The sequence below is a fragment of the Limnohabitans sp. DCL3 genome (genome assembly GCF_048019295.1).
GTDB lineage: Bacteria > Pseudomonadota > Gammaproteobacteria > Burkholderiales > Burkholderiaceae_C > Limnohabitans_A.
Map to the genome: position 1 here is coordinate 2,046,695 of NZ_CP171842.1, position 18,452 is coordinate 2,065,146.

At 60.1% G+C, this 18,452-nt stretch carries 18 protein-coding genes; 12 read left to right on the top strand and 6 right to left on the bottom strand.

Features of this window, described 5'->3' with window-relative positions; all coding sequences use genetic code 11:
• Positions 1–51: 51 nt before the first annotated feature.
• Positions 52–1,143 carry a 3'-5' exonuclease gene (locus ACHEXK_RS09350; protein ID WP_416545513.1) on the bottom strand — a complete coding sequence of 364 codons (1,092 nt, stop codon included), beginning with the start codon at positions 1,141–1,143 and terminating at the stop codon, positions 52–54.
• A 52-nt stretch (positions 1,144–1,195) separates the two neighbouring features.
• The gene (locus ACHEXK_RS09355) at positions 1,196–2,194 is read right to left on the bottom strand and encodes a Bug family tripartite tricarboxylate transporter substrate binding protein (protein WP_416545515.1); all 999 of its coding nucleotides are present in this window, start codon (positions 2,192–2,194) and stop codon (positions 1,196–1,198) included.
• A gap of 314 nt (positions 2,195–2,508) precedes the next feature.
• Here ACHEXK_RS09355 and ACHEXK_RS09360 point away from each other — a divergent pair, with 314 nt between their 5' ends.
• Entirely contained in the window at positions 2,509–4,365 is a 1,857-nt protein-coding gene (locus tag ACHEXK_RS09360; protein ID WP_416545517.1) for a DEAD/DEAH box helicase, read from the top strand.
• A 59-nt stretch (positions 4,366–4,424) separates the two neighbouring features.
• On the opposite strand, the gene ACHEXK_RS09365 is transcribed toward ACHEXK_RS09360, so the two are convergent.
• The gene (locus ACHEXK_RS09365) at positions 4,425–4,808 is read right to left on the bottom strand and encodes a hypothetical protein (RefSeq protein ID WP_416545519.1); all 384 of its coding nucleotides are present in this window, start codon (positions 4,806–4,808) and stop codon (positions 4,425–4,427) included.
• 146 nt (positions 4,809–4,954) lie between these two features.
• On the opposite strand from ACHEXK_RS09365, the gene ACHEXK_RS09370 reads away from it, so the two are divergent.
• Positions 4,955–5,947, top strand: a complete 993-nt coding sequence (locus tag ACHEXK_RS09370) for a 2-hydroxyacid dehydrogenase (protein ID WP_416545521.1) — start codon at positions 4,955–4,957, stop codon at positions 5,945–5,947.
• A gap of 84 nt (positions 5,948–6,031) precedes the next feature.
• Here ACHEXK_RS09370 and ACHEXK_RS09375 read toward each other — a convergent pair whose 3' ends face one another.
• Positions 6,032–7,087: a LacI family DNA-binding transcriptional regulator gene (locus ACHEXK_RS09375; RefSeq protein ID WP_416545523.1), complete on the bottom strand. Its 1,056-nt coding sequence runs from the start codon at positions 7,085–7,087 to the stop codon at positions 6,032–6,034.
• Positions 7,088–7,287: 200 nt separating this feature from the next.
• Between ACHEXK_RS09375 and ACHEXK_RS09380 the strand changes: the two genes are divergently transcribed.
• From ACHEXK_RS09380 to gndA, 10 genes are read left to right on the top strand one after another with little or no spacing between them, the layout of a single operon-like run.
• Complete coding sequence (locus ACHEXK_RS09380) at positions 7,288–8,247, top strand: 2-hydroxyacid dehydrogenase (RefSeq protein ID WP_416545525.1); 960 nt, start codon at positions 7,288–7,290, stop codon at positions 8,245–8,247.
• Between the two features lie 16 nt (positions 8,248–8,263).
• Positions 8,264–8,788, top strand: coding sequence for a gluconokinase (locus tag ACHEXK_RS09385; RefSeq protein ID WP_416545527.1), 525 nt, complete (start codon positions 8,264–8,266; stop codon positions 8,786–8,788).
• Positions 8,789–8,806: 18 nt separating this feature from the next.
• Positions 8,807–9,145, top strand: coding sequence for a hypothetical protein (locus tag ACHEXK_RS09390; protein WP_416545529.1), 339 nt, complete (start codon positions 8,807–8,809; stop codon positions 9,143–9,145).
• Positions 9,146–9,182: 37 nt separating this feature from the next.
• The gene (locus ACHEXK_RS09395) at positions 9,183–10,157 is read left to right on the top strand and encodes a TRAP transporter substrate-binding protein (protein ID WP_416545531.1); all 975 of its coding nucleotides are present in this window, start codon (positions 9,183–9,185) and stop codon (positions 10,155–10,157) included.
• Positions 10,158–10,212: 55 nt separating this feature from the next.
• Positions 10,213–10,752 (top strand): TRAP transporter small permease, encoded by a 540-nt coding sequence (locus tag ACHEXK_RS09400; RefSeq protein ID WP_416545533.1) that lies wholly within the window; start codon positions 10,213–10,215, stop codon positions 10,750–10,752.
• Positions 10,749–12,032: a TRAP transporter large permease gene (locus tag ACHEXK_RS09405; protein ID WP_416545535.1), complete on the top strand. Its 1,284-nt coding sequence runs from the start codon at positions 10,749–10,751 to the stop codon at positions 12,030–12,032. Before ACHEXK_RS09400 ends, ACHEXK_RS09405 begins: the two co-directional genes overlap by 4 nt.
• Positions 12,014–12,796, top strand: coding sequence for an SDR family oxidoreductase (locus ACHEXK_RS09410; RefSeq protein WP_416545537.1), 783 nt, complete (start codon positions 12,014–12,016; stop codon positions 12,794–12,796). Before ACHEXK_RS09405 ends, ACHEXK_RS09410 begins: the two co-directional genes overlap by 19 nt.
• A gap of 20 nt (positions 12,797–12,816) precedes the next feature.
• Positions 12,817–13,857, top strand: coding sequence for an L-idonate 5-dehydrogenase (locus ACHEXK_RS09415; RefSeq protein ID WP_416545539.1), 1,041 nt, complete (start codon positions 12,817–12,819; stop codon positions 13,855–13,857).
• Positions 13,858–13,896: 39 nt separating this feature from the next.
• On the top strand, positions 13,897–14,646 hold the full coding sequence (locus tag ACHEXK_RS09420; RefSeq protein ID WP_416545541.1) for an SDR family oxidoreductase: 750 nt from the start codon (positions 13,897–13,899) through the stop codon (positions 14,644–14,646).
• Positions 14,647–14,655: 9 nt separating this feature from the next.
• On the top strand, positions 14,656–16,065 hold the full coding sequence (gene gndA / locus ACHEXK_RS09425) for an NADP-dependent phosphogluconate dehydrogenase (protein WP_416545543.1): 1,410 nt from the start codon (positions 14,656–14,658) through the stop codon (positions 16,063–16,065).
• A 96-nt stretch (positions 16,066–16,161) separates the two neighbouring features.
• Here gndA and ACHEXK_RS09430 read toward each other — a convergent pair whose 3' ends face one another.
• Entirely contained in the window at positions 16,162–17,355 is a 1,194-nt protein-coding gene (locus ACHEXK_RS09430; protein ID WP_416545545.1) for a mandelate racemase/muconate lactonizing enzyme family protein, read from the bottom strand.
• Positions 17,356–17,442: 87 nt separating this feature from the next.
• The gene (locus tag ACHEXK_RS09435) at positions 17,443–18,450 is read right to left on the bottom strand and encodes a TRAP transporter substrate-binding protein (protein WP_416545547.1); all 1,008 of its coding nucleotides are present in this window, start codon (positions 18,448–18,450) and stop codon (positions 17,443–17,445) included.
• Positions 18,451–18,452 lie beyond the last annotated feature (2 nt).

Here is an 18,452-nt window from a genome sequence, read left to right on the forward strand (position 1 = left end):
GGTGTATGCAACCCGGCATTATCCCAGCTTGCCGGGTTGAAAAGCGAAAAATCAGACCATGCGCTCGGACAGCTGGCCCGAACGGCTGGAAAACTGCACCAGACTGTCCATGGCTTCGAGCTGAACCCGCGCGCTGCGCATGCCATACACCTCGGCACGCAGCCAGCTGCATTCGGCATCCAACAAAGCATCCGAGGCCAAACTGCACCACCACACCCGGCCCTCGCCATCCCAGCGGTAGCCCCGGGCCTTGAGTTTGTCTTTGGCTTCAAAAGGTGCGCCGGTGGCCCGCAGTTTGTAGCGGGTCTGGCCTGAGCCGGCCAACAAGCGTGTCAAGCCAGTCTGGCCGTTGGCCAGAGGCGAGGCCAGCACCTGCAAGAGCGCATGGCAATCGACCTGCGCCCGGTGGGCATCGTAAAACCAACCGCGCTCAGACGCCAAAAACTCCAACTTGGCCGAGCCACTGCCCTCTTTCTTCCAGTCGATGCCCTGAAACGAACAGCCCCAGGCCTTGGTCGCAAAGACAGGCCAACGCGCCTCGACAAACGGCCGGTCAAAGCCGGCGTTGTGCGCCACGATTAAATCGGCCTCTTGCACCAGGGCGTTCACGGCCGCGTCGTCGATGCGTTGGCCCTGCACCATGCTGTCGTCAATGCCGGTGATCTCGGTGATTTGGGGCGGAATCGGCCGGCCCGGGTCTTCGAACGATTCGTACACCGTGACGGGCCCCACGGGCAAGCCCGTGGCCATGTCCACCTGCACCGACAACATGGCCAATTCAATGACCTTTTCGCTCTTGCTGTCCAGCCCGGTGGTTTCGGTGTCCAGCACGATCACGCGCTGCGTGGCCTGGCCGTTCAGTGGCCCGTAATCGCTGCGCGGCACCAAGCGGCGAAGAACGCGAAAGTCGGGGTGCTGCGCCAGCGCCCGGGCCATGGCTTCGGGGTTGAAGGTTGCATCCCCCAAGGGCGCAGCAGTGGGCGCTGCAGGCGTCGAAGCAGGCGAATCCAAGGGCTCTGGCAACGGGGCTGCGGCCAAAGTGTCTGCTGGGGCCGGTTGACTTTCAGGCTTCAATAATTTGGCGGGTTTGGCGGGCATTTCGGGCTCGAAGCCGAAAAAACTCATCTGGTCTGTTTTGCTCATGCCCGCATTATTTCAGGAGAAGTGCGGGCCAAAGGCTCAATGGCACAACAGATCAGTCGAGCTTGATGCCCAAGTCCACCGCCAGCTTGATCCAAACGGGCACTTCGCCTTCCCAGTCCTTGCGGGTGCCGGCCAGGTCTTTGGGCTTGTTGGGGATGGCGAAGGTTTCGCGCAGCTTGGCGGCTTTGTCGGTGTTGGACCAGGCCACAGCTTCGTCGGCCAGCAGTTTGAGCACGGCTTCGGGCGTGCCCGCTGGAGCCACCAAGGGCAAGCCACCTTCCAAAGTCACCAATTTGGCGGTGTCGCCTTGTTCCATGAGGGTAGGCACGTTGGGCAATTTGGGCGAGCGATAGCTGCCGGTCACGCCAATGGCCCGCACGCCCCGACTGGCCACCGCATTGAAGGCCAAGTAGCTGCCCACGGCAATTTGCGACTGGCCCGAGGCCACATCGAGCCACATGGGCGCTTCGCCCCGGTAATGCACCGACTGGATTTGGGTGCCATGCACGCGGTTGGTCTGGTCGGCCACCATGTGCGGGTAGGAGCCCGGGGCGTAAGTGCCCATGGACGCCGGGTTTTTCTTGGCCCAGGCCACAAATTCGGCCATGGTGTTGGCCGGGATTTTGTCGTTGATGCCCACGACCAAGGGCCCTGAGGGGAACACGGTGACGGGGGTGAGGTCTTTGTCGAGGTTGTAGGGCAGCTTGGAATAGAGAATGCGGTTTTGCCAAAAGGTGCCCGAGGTGCTCATGACCAAGGTGTACCCATCAGCCGGCGACTTGGCCGCTGCATCGATGCCGATGATGGCCCCGGCGCCGGGTTTGTTGTCGATGACCACGGGCACACCCAAACGGAGCGACAGGTGCTCGCCATAGCTGCGGGCCAAAGCGTCGGTCAAGCCGCCGGGCGGGAAAGCCACAATGATCCGGATCGGCTTGGCAGGCCACTTGGCTTGCGCCCAAGCCTGCACCCAAGGGGTGCTGGTGGCCACCGTGGTGACCGCCACTGCGGCAGTTTGAAGAAAGGAGCGGCGGTCAGAAAAAAGCTTCATGGTCATGCGCGTGAGCGTTAGGTGGATGCCAAGCAGTCTAGGTGTACCCTGCCTTTGTGGGCATAGGGGTTTGAACCCATGTTCTGACCTGTACGGGACATGCGCAGGGCTGATCCTGCTTTGTGCGACAATGCAAACCGTTGTGACCTCCAGTTGCCGCAACATCAGCACTTCTGCTGGGGCCTGACCTAGGCAATGCTCAAAACAAGCGCCTGCGGTTTCCATGCCCACCCTAAGACCTATCGTCCCACACTGGTAACTGCCAACAGCAGTTGAATGGGGCGGTACCTGCGCCGGACATGGCGCTCTGAAAAATGAACTTTGAAGAATTGAACCTGGCCCCGGCCATCATGCAAGCGGTGCGTGAACTCGGCTACGAAACGCCCACCCCGATCCAGGCCCAAGCCATTCCTGCCGTTTTGGCCGGACAAGACTTGTTGGCGGGCGCCCAAACTGGCACCGGCAAAACTGCCGCATTCACCCTGCCATTGCTGCACAAGCTCAGCTTGAGTGAACCGGGCAAAAACCGATTTGGCGGCAAAGCCATCCGCGCTTTGGTGTTGACCCCGACCCGCGAATTGGCCGCCCAAGTCGAAGAGTCGGTGCGCGATTACGGCAAATACCTCCAGCTCGACTCCACCGTGATCTTTGGTGGTGTGGGCATGAACCCGCAAATCAGCAAGGTCAAAAAAGGCGTGGACATTCTGGTGGCCACGCCCGGCCGTTTGCTCGACCTGCAAGGCCAAGGCTTTCTGGACTTGTCCAGCATCGAAATCTTGGTGCTCGACGAAGCCGACCGCATGCTCGACATGGGCTTCATCCATGACGTGAAAAAGGTGCTGGCCTTGGTGCCCAAAGACAAGCAGAGCTTGCTGTTCTCGGCCACCTTCAGCGACGAAATCCGTGAATTGGCGGGCAACCTGCTCAAGAACCCACAAAGCATCCAGGTCACCCCCAGCAACACCACGGTGCAGCGCATCACACAGGTGATCCACCCTGTGGGCCGCAGCAAGAAAAAAGATGTGCTGCTGCACATCATCCAGAAGCACGACTGGAGCCAGGTGCTGGTGTTCACGCGCACCAAGTTTGGCGCCAACAATGTGGCCGACTTCCTGACCAAAAATGGCGTCAAGGCCATGGCCCTGCACGGCAACAAGAGCCAGACCGCACGCACGCAGGCCTTGGCGGGCTTCAAGAGCGGCGAGATCCGCGCTTTGGTGGCCACCGACATTGCTGCGCGCGGCATCGACATCGAAGATTTGCCACACGTCGTGAACTTTGAAATCCCCAACGTGTCGGAAGACTACGTGCACCGCATTGGCCGCACAGGCCGCGCGGGCGCCAGCGGCGAAGCCGTGAGCCTGGTGTGCTTGGACGAAGAAGGCTTCATGATGGACATTGAGCGCTTCACCAAGCAAGAAATCCCAGTCCAATTGCTCGAAGGCTTTGGCCCCGAGCCAGGCGAAGTGGCCGAACCCATCGCCATGGGACGCCAGACCCTGTGGGGTGGCGCGGGCAAGCCGCCCAGCCGCGATGTGATGGCTGCCGCCGCCAAGGCCGCACGCCAAGACATGATGCAGCGCATCCGTGACAACAAAGTCGCGGTCGGTGGTGGCGGTCAAGGCTCCCGCCCTGCACGTGGCGAGGGTCAAGCCCCTGCCCGCCCCGCTCGCAATGGCCCGCCGCCATCGCGCCGCAATGGCCCACAGGGCGCACCGCGCTTTGAGGGCCAGGCTGCACCGCGCTTTGAAGGCCAGGGCGATGGTCGCCGTGAAGGCAGTCGCGACGGAGGTCGCGGCCAAGAGCAACGCGGCGACCCGCGTTTTGACAACCGTGGCGACGGTCAAGGCCGTCCTGCACCCCGTGGCCCTCGCCCAGAAGGTCGTGGCCCAAGCCGTGGAGGTCAAGGCGGTCAAGACCGCCGTCGCCAAGATGGCGATGAATTGCCACGCCATATTGACCCCTTGAAAACCACGCAATTTGCACGCTTGGACTTGCCCAACCGCAAGCCTGTGCGCACCAGCGGCCAACCTGACCCGACCCGCACCAGCATCGACAGCCTGGCCAGCGGCGGTCGCCGCCATGGCGGCGGCGGTGGTGGTGGTGGTTACGGCGGTGGCAACCGCGGCGGCAATGGTGGGGGCGGCGGTGGCCGTGGCTTCGGTCGCTGAACCCCTTTGACGCAAAAAAAGAGCCCGCACATGCGGGCTTTTTTACTGGTGCGCACGTCTCAATCGCGCACGAACAGGGTCACCAGCGGATCAGGACCCACCTGTCGGCTCCAGTGCCCATGCACAGCCGCATCAAACGTGGCGCCTTCGGGCAAGGTGTCGGCCGAGTAGAAAAACTCGCCGGGCCCGAAAAGGCGTGAACTGCCATCCTGCAAAAAAATTTCCATTTGTCCACCCAGCACAAACAACCACTGAGGGTGTCCGGTGCAGTGGAAAGTGCTGCGAAAACCCACCGGGCTTTGGCGCAACTGACATCCTGTTGCAGCCATCAGGGCGGACAACTGACTTTGAGGCGTGCCTTCGCTCAAGGGCACCAGCTCGTCACGGAAACGGGCGCGGCCATCTGTATCGGTGTAGAGGACGACTTTTTTCAGCTCGGTCATGGCCATGTGTCTTGTCAAAGATGAGAAGCGCAGATTGTCGCCGACAGTTCATGCCAGCGGTGGCCCTGTGCACGGAGCTGGGCCTGCTTCTGGCATAGTGCCAGGCAATTCACACCGATTGCCCAGACTCTCCCCACCCTGACACCATGAACAAGCAGCCCTTAAAAATCGTCTTTCACGGCCAAAACGCCGCCAATTTCCGTCTGGGTTTTGAGGCCCTCATTGGGCCTGAACACACCATCTCAGACCTGAGCGATCCATTGGACTTGCCTGGCGAACGCGCACGGTACGAAGACGCGGATGTGGTCATTGGCATCCAACTCAAGGAGGGCATGCCTGTGCCCCGCCAAGCCCGGCTGTTCCATGCCCCAGCGGCCGGCACCGATGCGATCAACACGGCTTTGCTGCCTGACAAATGCACCTTGGCCAATTGTTTTGGCCATGAAAACGCCATCGCTGAATACGTCATGGCAGCCTTGTTGACGCGCCATGTCCCTTTGGCCCAGGCCGACCAAGACCTGCGCCAACAACGCTGGACCTATTGGGCCGGTCGGCCAGCCGCACTGCGCACCGAGATGGGGGCGCAAACATTGGGCCTGCTGGGTTTTGGGCACATTGCCCAAACCATCGCCCATCGGGCCAAGGCCTTTGGCATGCGCGTGCATGTGGCCAACCGCAGCCCCATCAGCCACCCCCATGTCGACCAAAGCTGGGGGTTGGACCAATTGAACGACTTCATGGGCAGCGCCGACGCTGTGGTGGTCAGTCTGCCGCTGACCCCCAACACCTTGGGTTTGGTGAACGCAGCCGCCCTGGCGGCCATGCGCGGCGATGCCTGGTTACTGAATGTGGGGCGGGGGGCCGTGATCGACGAAAAAGCCCTCTACGAGTGTTTGGCGTCTCGCCAAATTGGCGGCGCCGTGATCGACACTTGGTACCAGTACCCCACCCCCAACCAAACAGAGCTGGCGCCCTCCAAATTCGACTTTGGCGCGCTCGACAACGTGCTGATGACCCCCCACATGTCGGGCTGGACGCAGGGCACGGTGCGCCGCCGCCAAGAAGCACTGGCCGAAAACATTGCCCGTTTGAGCCGCGGCGAAGCCCTGATCAACGTGCTGCACGGCCCCTTGGGCTGATGCCCTGAACCGCTCAGGCGCCAAAGTGCCGCATCACTTGCAGCCGGAGCGGCTGTCTGGCCAGGGCGACAAAGTCCAAGCCACTCAGGTGCTTTGTCGCTGCAAAATTTCAAAGCCCAAGTCCACTTGGGCCGATGGCGGTGTTTCACCCCGCATGAGGGTCAGCAGCATCTCGGCTGCAGCTTGCCCAATTTGAGCACGCGGCGTTCGCACGGTGGTCAGTGGCGGGAGCATTTGGTCACTGCCTGTCAGATCGTTGAAGCCAGCAATTGCCACCTGTGACGGCACAGCCAAACCCAAGCGCAAAGCGGCCATCAGTGCCCCTTGGGCCAGATCGTCGTTGCAAAAAAAGATGGCATCCACCGCCGGGCGCTGGCGCATGATCTGCTCAAACAAAATACCGCCCAAGGCCAGCGATGAGGGGGCAGGGTTCAGATACTCCAAGGTCGGCTCGTAAAGCCCAACCTCCTGCAATGCAGTGCGCCAGCCGTACAAGCGCTGCATCACGCGCGGGTCCAATTGCGCCGCCGCAAAGGCGATGCGCTTGCGGCCCGTCTGCAACAGATGCCGGGTCATGGCCGCCCCGGCATCGGTCTGCCGAAAGCCCACACAATGGGGCGCGTCGTCACGTTCGGTGGCAGGCAAATCCATCAGGTGCACGCAAGGCACTTGGCTGCCTTGCATGAGTTTTTTGGTCACGCCATTGTGGTCCAGACCGGTGACCAACAGGCCTGCAGGACGGTGCAGGAGTTGCTCGCGCAGCAACTGCTCTTCTTCGCTCGCGTCGTAATGCGTCACCCCCATCAAGGTTTGGTAGCCCGCGGCGCGCAATGTTTTTTGTGCCGCATCGAGCAGGTCCACAAACAAGGCGTTGGACAATAGTGGAATCAGGATGGCGACGTGGTTGCTGCGCTGCGAAGCCAAGGCGCGCGCGGCAGGATCGGGCACGTAGCCCAGCTTGGCAGAGACCACCTGCACGCGTTCGATCAATGCCGGGTCCACGGCCCGCTCCCCCCGCAGCGCCCTGGACACTGTACTGGGGCTGACCCCAGCGGCTTGGGCCACATCGCTCAGCGTCACACGGCCAGTGGCTCGTTGGCTTTTGACAGACTTGGCGATTGGCAAAAGAGGCAAAGGCAAGGGTTAATCCGTAGGATGGCGGGGCGGCGAAGTCGATAGGATAGCGCTATCCCGAAATCAACAGCGAAAATTTTTAAACCCATTTTCAGGCTGGCTTGGATACTGCGAAGCAATCAAAGCCTTGATCTTTGGGTTTGCATTTTTTTTGATTTCTTTGGACAGCGCTGTCCGAATCATGTTTTTCGACTGGAATAACCGACGTGTCCAAACCCGATGTGCTGGCTGTGGCCAAACTGCACCCTTTCTACCAACAAGCTTTGGAATCGCTTTACACCGTGCACGACCGCACGCATGTGACCGACCCGGCCGCATTTGCCGGCATCGCCCCCCGCATCGTGGGTGTTGCAGGCACGGGCGAAGCCAGCGTGCCGCGCAGTTTGCTGTCCCAACTGCCCAACGCCAAAGTGGTCGCCGTGTTTGGCGTGGGCTACGACGGTGTGGATGTGCCCGCCGCCATCGAATACGGCATTCCCGTGACCCACACCCCCGATGTGCTGACCGACGATGTGGCCGATTTGGCCATGGGTTTGGTGCTGTCTGTGGGCCGCACCATCCCGCAAGCCGATCAGTTTGTGCGTGCCGGCCAGTGGCCCAATGGCCCCGTGGCTTTGGCTCGCAAGGTCTCTGGTGCGCGCTTGGGCATTGTGGGTTTGGGCCGCATTGGCAAAGCCATTGCCCAACGCGCCCGTGCCTTCGGCATGTCGATTGCCTACACGGCACGCACCGAAAAACCCGATTCCGATTTCAAGTTCTACCCCTCAGCGGCCGAATTGGCAGCGCAAGTGGATTTTTTAGTGGCCATCACCCCCGGCGGCGCAGGCACCAAGCACTTGATCAACGCCGAGGTCTTGCAAGCGCTGGGCCCCCGCGGCTACCTCATCAACGTGGCACGGGGCAGCGTGGTCGATGAAGAGGCGCTGATCGCCGCCTTGCAAAACGGCACCATCGCAGGCGCCGGCCTCGATGTGTTTGCCAACGAGCCCCACGTGCCCGAGGCGCTGTGGAGCCTGCGCAACGTGGTCTTGACCCCGCACATGGCCAGTGCCACCACCGAAACGCGCCAAGCCATGGCCGATCTGGCTTTTGCCAACATGCAAGCCGGCATTGCAGGTCAAGCTTTGCGCACCCCCGTGCCCGAGTGCCTCGGGATGGTGCAGTGATCTGCGGCCTGAAACCATGAACCCTGCTCCTTTGCGCCTCATCGTCATGGGTGTCTCCGGTTGTGGCAAGTCGACCATGGCGGCCGCTTTGAGCGAACGCCTGGGTCTGGACATGGTGGACGGTGATGACCTGCACCTGCCGGAAAGTGTGGACAAAATGCGCGCGGGGGTCGCCTTGCAAGATGACGACCGCTGGCCCTGGCTGGACCGCATCGGCAACTACTTGTCGCAACCCCATGCGCAAGGGCGCGTGGTGGCCTGTTCGGCGCTCAAGCGGGTTTACCGCGACCGCATCCGTGAACAAGCGGGTGATGTGTGTTTTGTCTTCCTTGACGGTGAGTTTGAGTTGATTCAAAAGCGCATGCAACAACGTGTGGGTCATTACATGCAGCCCGGCTTGTTGGACAGTCAGTTCCGCACCCTTGAAAAACCCCAGGCCGATGAGCGCGACGTGATGCGCGTGCCCATCACCGAACCTGTGCAGAACATGGTCGAACAAGCGCTGAATGCCTTGCACAGCCGCCTGCACCCTGCCCTCTGATTCCATAGAAAGACATCCATGTTCATCCGCTGTGCATTTTTCCAAGGCAAGGTCAAACCCGGCATGGAGGACGCGTTCAATCGCTACATCCGTGAAAAACTGGTGCCACTGTGGACCCGCTTCCCTGGCGCGCAAGAAGTGCGCGTGCTCCGCCAGGTGGAAAGCGATGTGAGCGACCCCCACTTCGGCATGGTGCTGTCGGTGCGCTACCCCAGCCGCGAGTCGATCGAGATCGCTTTGGCCTCGGCCGTGCGCCTGGAAAGCCGCGAGGTGTCCAAAGATTTGATCGCCATGTTCGATGGCACCGTGTTCCACACCGTCTTCAGCGCTGACGAGTACGCGCTGCCCACCGATTGATTTTTCGACAGCCCTTTTTTAACCAGGAGACAAAACCATGAAACTTTCCCGCATCCTTCTCGCCTGCCTCGTGGCCGCCGTCGGCTCCAGCGCTTACGCTGCCAAATTCAACCTGAAAATGGGCCACGCGGTCAACGCCACCGACGGCCAGCACGCTGCCGCCCTGAAGCTGGCCGAATTGGTCAAGCAACGCACCAACGGGGATGTGGAGATCACCGTGTTCCCCGCCAACCAATTGGGCAACGACGCCGCCATGATCAACGGCACTCGCGGCGGCACGATCGACATCGTCTCCAGCGGCGCTTCCAACTTCAACGGCATCGTGCCCAACACGGCGGCCATGGAGTTGCCCTTTGTGTTCCGCAGTGCGCAGCACGCCTACACCGTGCTCGATGGCGCGGTGGGCACAGGCGTTTTGAACGAGTTGGCCCCCCACGGCCTGAAAGGTCTGGCTTATTGGGAAAACGGCTGGCGCGCCTTCACCAACAACAAGCGTCCCGTCAACAAGCCGGATGACCTCAAGGGTTTGAAGATCCGCTCCACACCCAACCCTTACCACATCCAAGCGTTCAAACTGCTGGGCATGAACCCCTCACCCATGCCCATTGCCGAGTTGTACACCGCGCTGGAGACCGGTACCTTTGACGCCCAAGAGCACCCGATCAACGTGACTTGGTCCTCCAAGTTCTACGAAGTGCAAAAGCACCTCACGGTGAGTAACCATGTTTACTCGCCCCTGGTCGTGGCCATGAACAAAGCCAAGTTCGACAGTCTGCCGGCCAACTACCAAAAAGTGGTGGTGGACGCTGCGCGCGAAGCAGCCACTTACCAACGCAGCTTGAATGCGTCCAACGCAGGCAAGGTGATTGCCGATCTGAAGAAGTCCGGCATGCAAGTGATCGAAAACGTGGACATGGCCCCGTTCCAAAAAATCGTGTCGGCTGAAATTGCCAAGACCTTTGGTGAAAAGAGCGGTACCGCCTTGCTCAAGGCCATCGAAGACACCAAGTGATGGTTTGAGCCAGAACACGCCCCCTCTTTGGAGGGGGCTTTTTTGTGAATGCGCTATGAAAAAAATCAACGACCTCTTCTTCAAGCTGGCAGAGTTCACGCTGGTCATCATGCTGTCCGCCATGGTCATCATGGTGTTTGGCAACGTGGTGCTGCGCTACGGCTTCAATGACGGCATCATCAGCTCTGAAGAGTTGTCGCGGTTTTTGTTCATTTGGATCACCTTTTTAGGGGCCATCGTCACCCTGCGTGAAAATGGCCACTTGGGTTTGGACTCCATCGTTCGCAAGCTCAGTCTTCGCGGCAAAAAAATTGCCTTTGCCATTTCCAATGTGCTGATGCTGGGGTGCTGCGCTCTGATGTTTTACGGCACGCTCAAACAACACAGCATCAATGCCACCACGCGCTCGGCCGTGACCGAGATCCCCATGAGCTGGGTCTATGGCGTGGGTTACGTCACCAGTGTGGCCATGGGCTTGATGATCATGGGCAAGCTGGTGCAGCTGGCCAAAGGCAATTTCAATGAATCCGATTTGATCCAGGTGCAAGACTCCGAAGAGGTCGTGACCGCCCACACCCAAGGGGCGACCAAATGACCGTACTGGTTTTCATCGTTTCGCTGCTCGCCGCCATGGCGCTGGGCATGCCGCTGGCGTTTTCTCTGCTCGTCTCAGGCGTGGCCCTGATGCTGCACTTGGACAACTTCGACACCCAGATCGTCTCGCAAAACCTGATCAACGGCGCCGACAACTTCCCGCTCATGGCCGTGCCTTTTTTCATGCTGGCGGGTGAGTTGATGAACGCGGGCGGCATGAGCCGGCGCATCGTGAACTCGGCCATGGTCTGGGTCGGGCACTTCCGCGGTGGCTTAGGCTATGTGGCGGTGTTTGCCGCCATCGTCATGGCCAGCTTGTCGGGCTCGGCCGTGGCCGACACCGCCGCCTTGGCCGCCGTGCTGATGCCCATGATGCGCGACGCGGGTTACCGCATGGACCGATCTGCGGGCTTGATTGCTGCGGGCGGCATCATCGCGCCCGTGATCCCACCCTCGATTGGTTTCATTTTGTTTGGCGTGATCGGCGGCGTGTCGATTTCCAAACTGTTCATGGCCGGCATTTTCCCGGGCATTTTGATGGGCCTGGCCTTGATCGTGACCTGGTGGATCGTGGCCCGCAAAGACAATGTGGTGGTGGCCGAGAAAGTGCCGTTCAAAAAGCGCATCTCTGTGACCATCAACGCCTTTTGGTCTTACCTGCTGGCCATCACCATCATCGGCGGCATGAAAATGGGCATCTTCACGCCCACCGAAGCCGCCGTGGTGGCGGTGGTGTATTCCTTGTTCGTGGGCCTGTTCATTTACCGCGAAATCAAGGTCAAGGACCTGTACCGCATCATCCTGTCTGCGGCCAAAACTTCATCGGTGGTGATGTTCTTGGTGGCAGCGGCTTTGGTGTCGGCTTGGCTCATCACGGTGGCCAATATTCCGGCCCAGATCGTTGAAATTTTGCGCCCCTTCATCGACAACAAAACGCTGCTCATGGTCATGCTGATGCTGCTGGTGATGATCGTGGGCACCGCGCTCGACTTTGCGCCCACCGTCCTGATCCTCACACCCGTGCTCATGCCTTTGGTGCGCGAGGCCGGCATTGACCCGGTTTATTTTGGTGTGCTGTTCATCATCAACAACGCCATCGGTTTGCTGACCCCGCCCGTGGGCACCGTGCTCAACGTGGTGTGCGGTGTGGGCCGAATCCCCATGCACGACGTCATCCGTGGCGTCATGCCTTTCTTGGCTTCTCAGGTGGTGGTGATGGGCGCTTTGATCGCCTTCCCGAGCTTGGTGATGGTCCCTCTCAAATGGTTGCTGATGCGATGACGGTTCTGAACTCTTTCAATTTATCGGGCCACCGCGCCCTGATCACGGGTTCTTCGGCAGGCATTGGCCTGGCGCTGGCCGAGGCGCTGGCACAAGCTGGGGCCCATGTGATCCTGAACGGCCGCAGCGCCAGCAAAGTCGATGCCGCTGCGCAGGGCTTGCAGGCGCAAGGACTGTCTGTCGGCACCTCGGTGTTTGACGTGACCGATGCCGACAGCGTGCGGGCGGCCGTGGACCGCATCGAAGCCGAGGGACCGATCGACATCCTGGTCAACAACGCGGGCATGCAAATCCGCGGCCCATTGCACGAGTACCAAGATGCCGATTGGCACACCCTCATGAAGACCAACCTGGACAGCGTGTACTACGTGGGCCAAGCGGTGGCGAAAAAAATGATTCCCCGTGGGCGCGGCAAGATCATCAACATCTGCTCGGTGCAAAGCGAGCTGGGGCGACCCGGCATTGCGCCCTACACCGCCACCAAGGGCGCTGTGAAAATGCTCACCAAGGGCATGGCCATCGACTGGGGCCAATTCGGCATCAACGTCAACGGCATTGGCCCGGGCTACTTCAAAACAGAGCTCAACCAAAAGTTGGTCGACGACCCGACTTTCAGCAACTGGCTCGTGGGCCGCACGCCCAGCCGCCGCTGGGGCGATGTGCAAGACTTGGGCGGCGCAGCGGTCTTTTTGGCCTCAGACGCCTCGCGTTTCGTCAATGGCCATATCCTTTACGTCGACGGCGGCGTGACCGCCACCCTTTGAAGCTTTTGCAAGGACATTCCATGAAATCCGTTGTTTGCCATTCGGCCAAAGACCTGCGCATCGAAAACACCGAGTTGCCCGCCTTGGGCGACAAGCAACTGCGTGTGAATGTGGCCTATGGCGGCATTTGCGGCTCGGACCTGCATTACTACCAACACGGCGGCTTTGGCACCGTGCGCATCAAGCAGCCCATTACGCTGGGCCACGAAATCTCGGGCGTGGTCGATGGCGTGGGCTCGGGTGTCAGCCATGTGCCCCAAGGCCAGCGCATCGCCATCTCCCCGTCTCGCCCCTGCGGCCACTGCCGCTTTTGTCAGGCGGGGCAGCACAACCACTGCCTGAACATGCGGTTTTATGGCAGCGCCATGCCCTTCCCGCACATCCAGGGCGGGTTCAGCGAACAACTCATCATCGAAGGCTACCAAGCCCACGCGATTGCCGACCACCTGAGTTTGTCTGAGGCCGCATTGGCCGAGCCGCTGTCGGTGGGTCTGCATGCCATCCAACGTGCGGGCAGCGTGCTGGGCAAACAGGTGCTAGTGACCGGTTGCGGCCCGATTGGCTCGCTCTTGATTGGCGCGTTGCGCCGAGCGGGTGCCGCTTACATCGTGGCTGCCGACATTGCCGAATTGCCTTTGAAGTGCGCCAAAGAGATGGGCGCAGACGTCACCATCAACCTCAAAACCCAGCCGCAAGCGCTGGACGCCTACAAGATGGACAAGGGCCAGTTTGATGTGGTGTTTGAAGCCTCGGGCAGCGAAGCCGCATTGCGCGTGGGCCTGGACACCATCGTGCCACGCGGCGTGTTGATCACCGTGGGCATGGGGGGTGACATCAGTCTGCCCATGACGCAGATTGTGGCCAAAGAGGTCGATCTGCGCGGCACGTTCCGCTTCCATGCCGAATTTGCCACGGCCGTGCGCTTTTTGAACGACGGTTTGGTCAATGGCAAGCCCGTCATCACCAGCGTCTTGCCCTTGGATCGCGCCATTGAAGCCTTTGACTTGGCGGCCGACAAAAGCCAGTCGCTCAAGGTACAGATTTCTTTCCAAAACACCTGAAAATCAGAGGTTTCAAGGCCTCTTTAGAAAGTTCACACCATGTCCAAAATCGCCCTTGTCACTGGTGCCAGCTCTGGCATTGGCAAAGCCTGCGCCCTGGCCTTGCTCCAAGAAGGCTGGCAAGTCGTTCTGGTCGGGCGTCGCGCGGATGCGCTGGCCGCTGCTGTGGCCGAAGCCGGCGCCAACGCGGATCATGCCCACGCCATCCCGACCGATCTGTCCAAGGAGCCCGAAGTCAAAGCATTGTTTGAGCAAATTCGCTCGCGCTTTGGCCGCCTCGATTTGGTCTTCAACAATGCGGGCATTTCCCTGCCCTACACCTTGCCCGGCGACCTGTCGGGCGACGAATGGCGACGTGCGGTGGACATCAACCTGAACGGCGCGTTCTACACCTTGTCGCATGCCTTCAAGCTGATGCAAGAGCAAAGCCCGCAAGGCGGACGCATCATCAACAACGGCTCGATCTCGGCCCATGTGCCGCGCCCAGGCTCGATTGCCTACACCGCCACCAAACACGCCATCTCGGGCTTGACCCGCGCAGCCTCCCTCGATGGCCGTCCGTACAGCATCGCTGTGGGTCAGATCGACATTGGCAACGTGGCCTCCGACATGACGCTCAAGATGGCACAAGGTGTGCACCAAGCCGACCTGAGCATCAAGGCCGAACCGCGCATGGACATGTCTGCGGTGGTCGAGACCTTCATGACCATGGCCCGTCTGCCCTTGTCGGCCAACATTTTGTTCACCACCGTGATGGCCACCAACATGCCTTTTGTGGGTCGGGGATAAATCGAACGTATGCAGAAGATGGACATTGGCCTGGTGGGCCTGGGCGTCATGGGCGAAAACCTGGCGCTGAATTTGGAACGCAACGGTTTTTCAGTCAGCGGTTTTGATCTCGACGCGGCCAAACGAGAGAGCTTTGGCCAGCGCACCCAAGGCCTGAACGCGAACGCTGCCGCATCACTCGGTGCATTGGTGGCCAGCTTGCAAACACCGCGTTGTGTGTGGTTGATGGTGCCCGCAGGGGCTGCCGTCGATGCCGTTTTGAGTGAGTTACGGACTTTGCTGAGCGCGGGCGACGTGGTGATGGACGGGGGCAATACGCTCTACACCGACACCCAAAGACGCCTGCAATCCTTGGACGGCTCCGGCATTCACTATGTCGGTGCAGGTGTCAGTGGCGGCGAAGAAGGCGCTTTGCGCGGCCCAGCCCTGATGCCTGGTGGATCTGCTGCCGCGTGGCCGCGACTGAAACCCATGCTGCAAGCCATTGCCGCCAAAACCGAAGACGGCCAAGCCTGTTGCGAATGGATGGGCCCAGGCGGCTCCGGCCACTTTGTAAAAATGGTGCACAACGGCATTGAATACGCCGACATGCAGACCATCTGCGAAGCCTATTGGCTGATGCACAACTTGCTGGACATGCGCCCGGCCGAAATGAGCGCCGTGTTCCACGCATGGAACCAAGGCGAGTTGGCCAGTTACCTGATCGGCATCACCGCCGACATCCTGGCGCACACGGATCCGGAAACAGGAACCGCTTTGGTGGACTTGATTTTGGACACGGCCGAACAAAAGGGCACGGGCAAATGGGCCAGCCAAATTGCCCTCGATCTGGGGGTCTCAGCCCCGACCATTGCCAATGCCGTTTTCGCCCGTACCCTCAGCGGCTTGCATGCCGAGCGGGCCAAAGCGTCCAAAGTGTTGCCAGGGCCCTCATCTCGGCTGAACGTGCCGCGCGATGCGGTGCTGGCCCAAATTAAAAATGCCCTGCTGGCCTCCAAAATTTGTGCATACGCCCAAGGCTTCAGCCTGCTCAAAGCGGCTGACCGTGAGCACCAATGGCAACTGCCCATGGGGACCGTGGCTTCGGTTTGGCGTGCGGGCTGCATCATCCGTGCCCATCTGCTGGCGGACATTCGTGCCAGCTATGAGCGCTCGCCCGATTTGGACAACCTCTTGATGGACCCGCACTTTGCAGCCGTGATGACCCGCTGCCAACAAGACCTGCGTGAGGTGGTGGCGATGGGCGCCTTGCACGGTGTGGCTGTGCCCTCGTTCATGAGTGCGCTGGCCTATTACGATGCCTACCGCTCAGCACGTTTGCCCGCCAATTTGCTGCAGGCGCAGCGTGACTATTTTGGGGCCCATACCTACCAGCGGATTGACCGTCCCGGCAAGTTCCACACCCGCTGGAACGGTTGAGTTGATCGCCCAGGCGGCGGGGCTCCCACAAAATGCATCCCCCCCGTGGGAGCGACGCCTCCGTCACGCTGGCGCATTCGCTCCCAGGGGAGGCTTCTACACACTCACCCGTACAAGCGCATCGGCCCGCTTGTGCAAGTCGGGCAGCAACTCAAGACCCAAGCCCGGTTTGTCGTTCAGGCTGATCATGCCGTTCTTCACCTGAGGCAACTCGGTGACCAACTCTTTGTACCAACCACTGTAGAAGGCACGAACGCTTTCTTGGATCAAGGCATTGGGTGCGTGCAGAGACAAGTGGGTGGACGCAGCCCACACCACCGGACCCGTGCAGTCGTGTGGGGCCACAGGCAACTGCCAGGCATCCGCCATGGCCGCGATCTTGCGCGCCTCTGTCAGGCCCCCGCACCAACTCAAATCGAGCATGGCCACGCCACCCACACCGGTTTGCAAATAATCTTTGAAGCCCCATTTGTAACTCAGCGTTTCGCTCGCGCAGATCAAGGCCTTGCAGTCCACGGCGTACTGCTTGAGCAAGTCCAGGCTGTCCATGCGGATCGCGTCTTCGTGCCAAAAGGTGTCAAATTCTTGCAGTGCGCGTGAAATTTTTTGCGCCATGGGCAAGCGCCACAGGCTGTGGAACTCGACCATGATGTCCATCTTGTCGCCCACCGCACTTCGGATCTTGCGGAAAGGCTCGAGCGCCGTGTTCAAGTCTTGCGGGCTGATGTATTGGCCGTGCGACTTTTCTGCGGCCACATCAAAGGGCCAAATTTTCATGCCCGTGATGCCCTCACTCAGCAGCGACTCGGCCACCTCGTCGGCGCGGTGCAAAAAGCCCTGCAGGTCTTCGTAAGGGCCAGCGTTGTTGCCCAAACCCCAGTTGCTGCTGGTTTGGTTCACATTGCTGCGAATGTATTGGTAGCCCGCACAAGTGTTGTACACCCGAATTTCATCACGGCTCTTGCCGCCCAAAGCGGTGTAGACCGGCATGCCCGCGGCTTTGCCAAAAATGTCCCAGAGCGCAATGTCCACCGCCGAGTTGCCCCGTGTCTCAACGCCGGACCCACGCCAGCCCAGATACCCGGTGATGTCGCGCAGGCGGGACTCGATGGCCAGCGGGTCTTGGCCCACCAGTTTGGGCGCGACCCATTCGTGCAGATACGCCTCAACCGCTTGTGCGCCCATGAAGGTTTCACCCAAACCCACCAGGCCCTCGTCGGTGTGCAATCGCACCCAAATGATGTTGGGAAACTCACCCAAGCGGATGGTTTCGAGTTGCGTGATTTTCATGGCAGCATCCTGATCGGTCGTTAAAAAAGCCCCACAGCGGTCGGCTGTGGAGCTTGGGGGTTCAGCACACAGGCTGAGCGCAGTGAATCAACCGCCGCGCGACTTCTTCAATTCGTCTTGGACCACTTTGATGGCGTCCGCGCCGATCGAGTCCTTGTGCTTGTCGTAGACCGAAGCGACTTTGGCGCGGATGCGGTTTTGCTCGGCCGCGCTCACCTCATTGACCTGCATGCCTTTGGACTTCAGGCTGGTGAGCGATTTCTCGTTCAAAGCGCGGTTGGCGGCGCGTTGCACTTTTTGGCCTTCTATGGCAGCTTCACGCAGAACGGCTTGCTCTTGTGGGTTGAGCTGGTCCCACAATTTCTTGCTGTAGAGCACCAGGAAAGGTGTGTAAGCGTGGCGCGTCACGCTCAGGTACTTTTGCACTTCATTGAACTTGGAGGTTTCAATGGTCACAAAGGGATTTTCTTGGCCGTCAATGGTTTTGGTTTCCAAAGCGGTGAACACCTCGCCAAAGGCCATGGGCACAGCGTTGGTGCCCAACGTTTTGAAAGTGTCCAAGAAGATGTTGTTTTGCATCACGCGAACTTTCACGCCATCAAAATCTTCCAGCTTGGTCACAGGGCGCTTGCTGTTGGTCAGGTTGCGGAAACCATTTTCCCAATAAGCCAAGTTCACCAGGCCTGCGGCTTCGAGCTTGGCATTGAAGTATTTGCCCGCTGCACCGTCCAGAACGGCATCGGCTTCTTTCTCGTTGGCAAACAAGAAGGGCAGATCAAACACACCCAACTCTTTGATGATGCCCACCAGCGGTGAGCTGGAGGTGCAGACCATCTCTTGGGTGCCTGCACGCAACGCTTGGGTGGCTGGCAAGTCACCCCCGGCTGCACCACCCCAGAAAGCGGTGATTTTCATCTTGCCGCCCGTCTTGGCGTTCAAGACTTCCTGCATTTTCTTGACGCCCACGCCCACCGGGTGGTCTTCGTTCACGCCGTTGGTGAACTTGATGTTGCGGTCGGCAAACTGCGCCATGGCGCTTGAAGCCACCAAGAATGTGCCCGCGATCAGGGTCACCAAATTTCTGCGTTTCAACATGA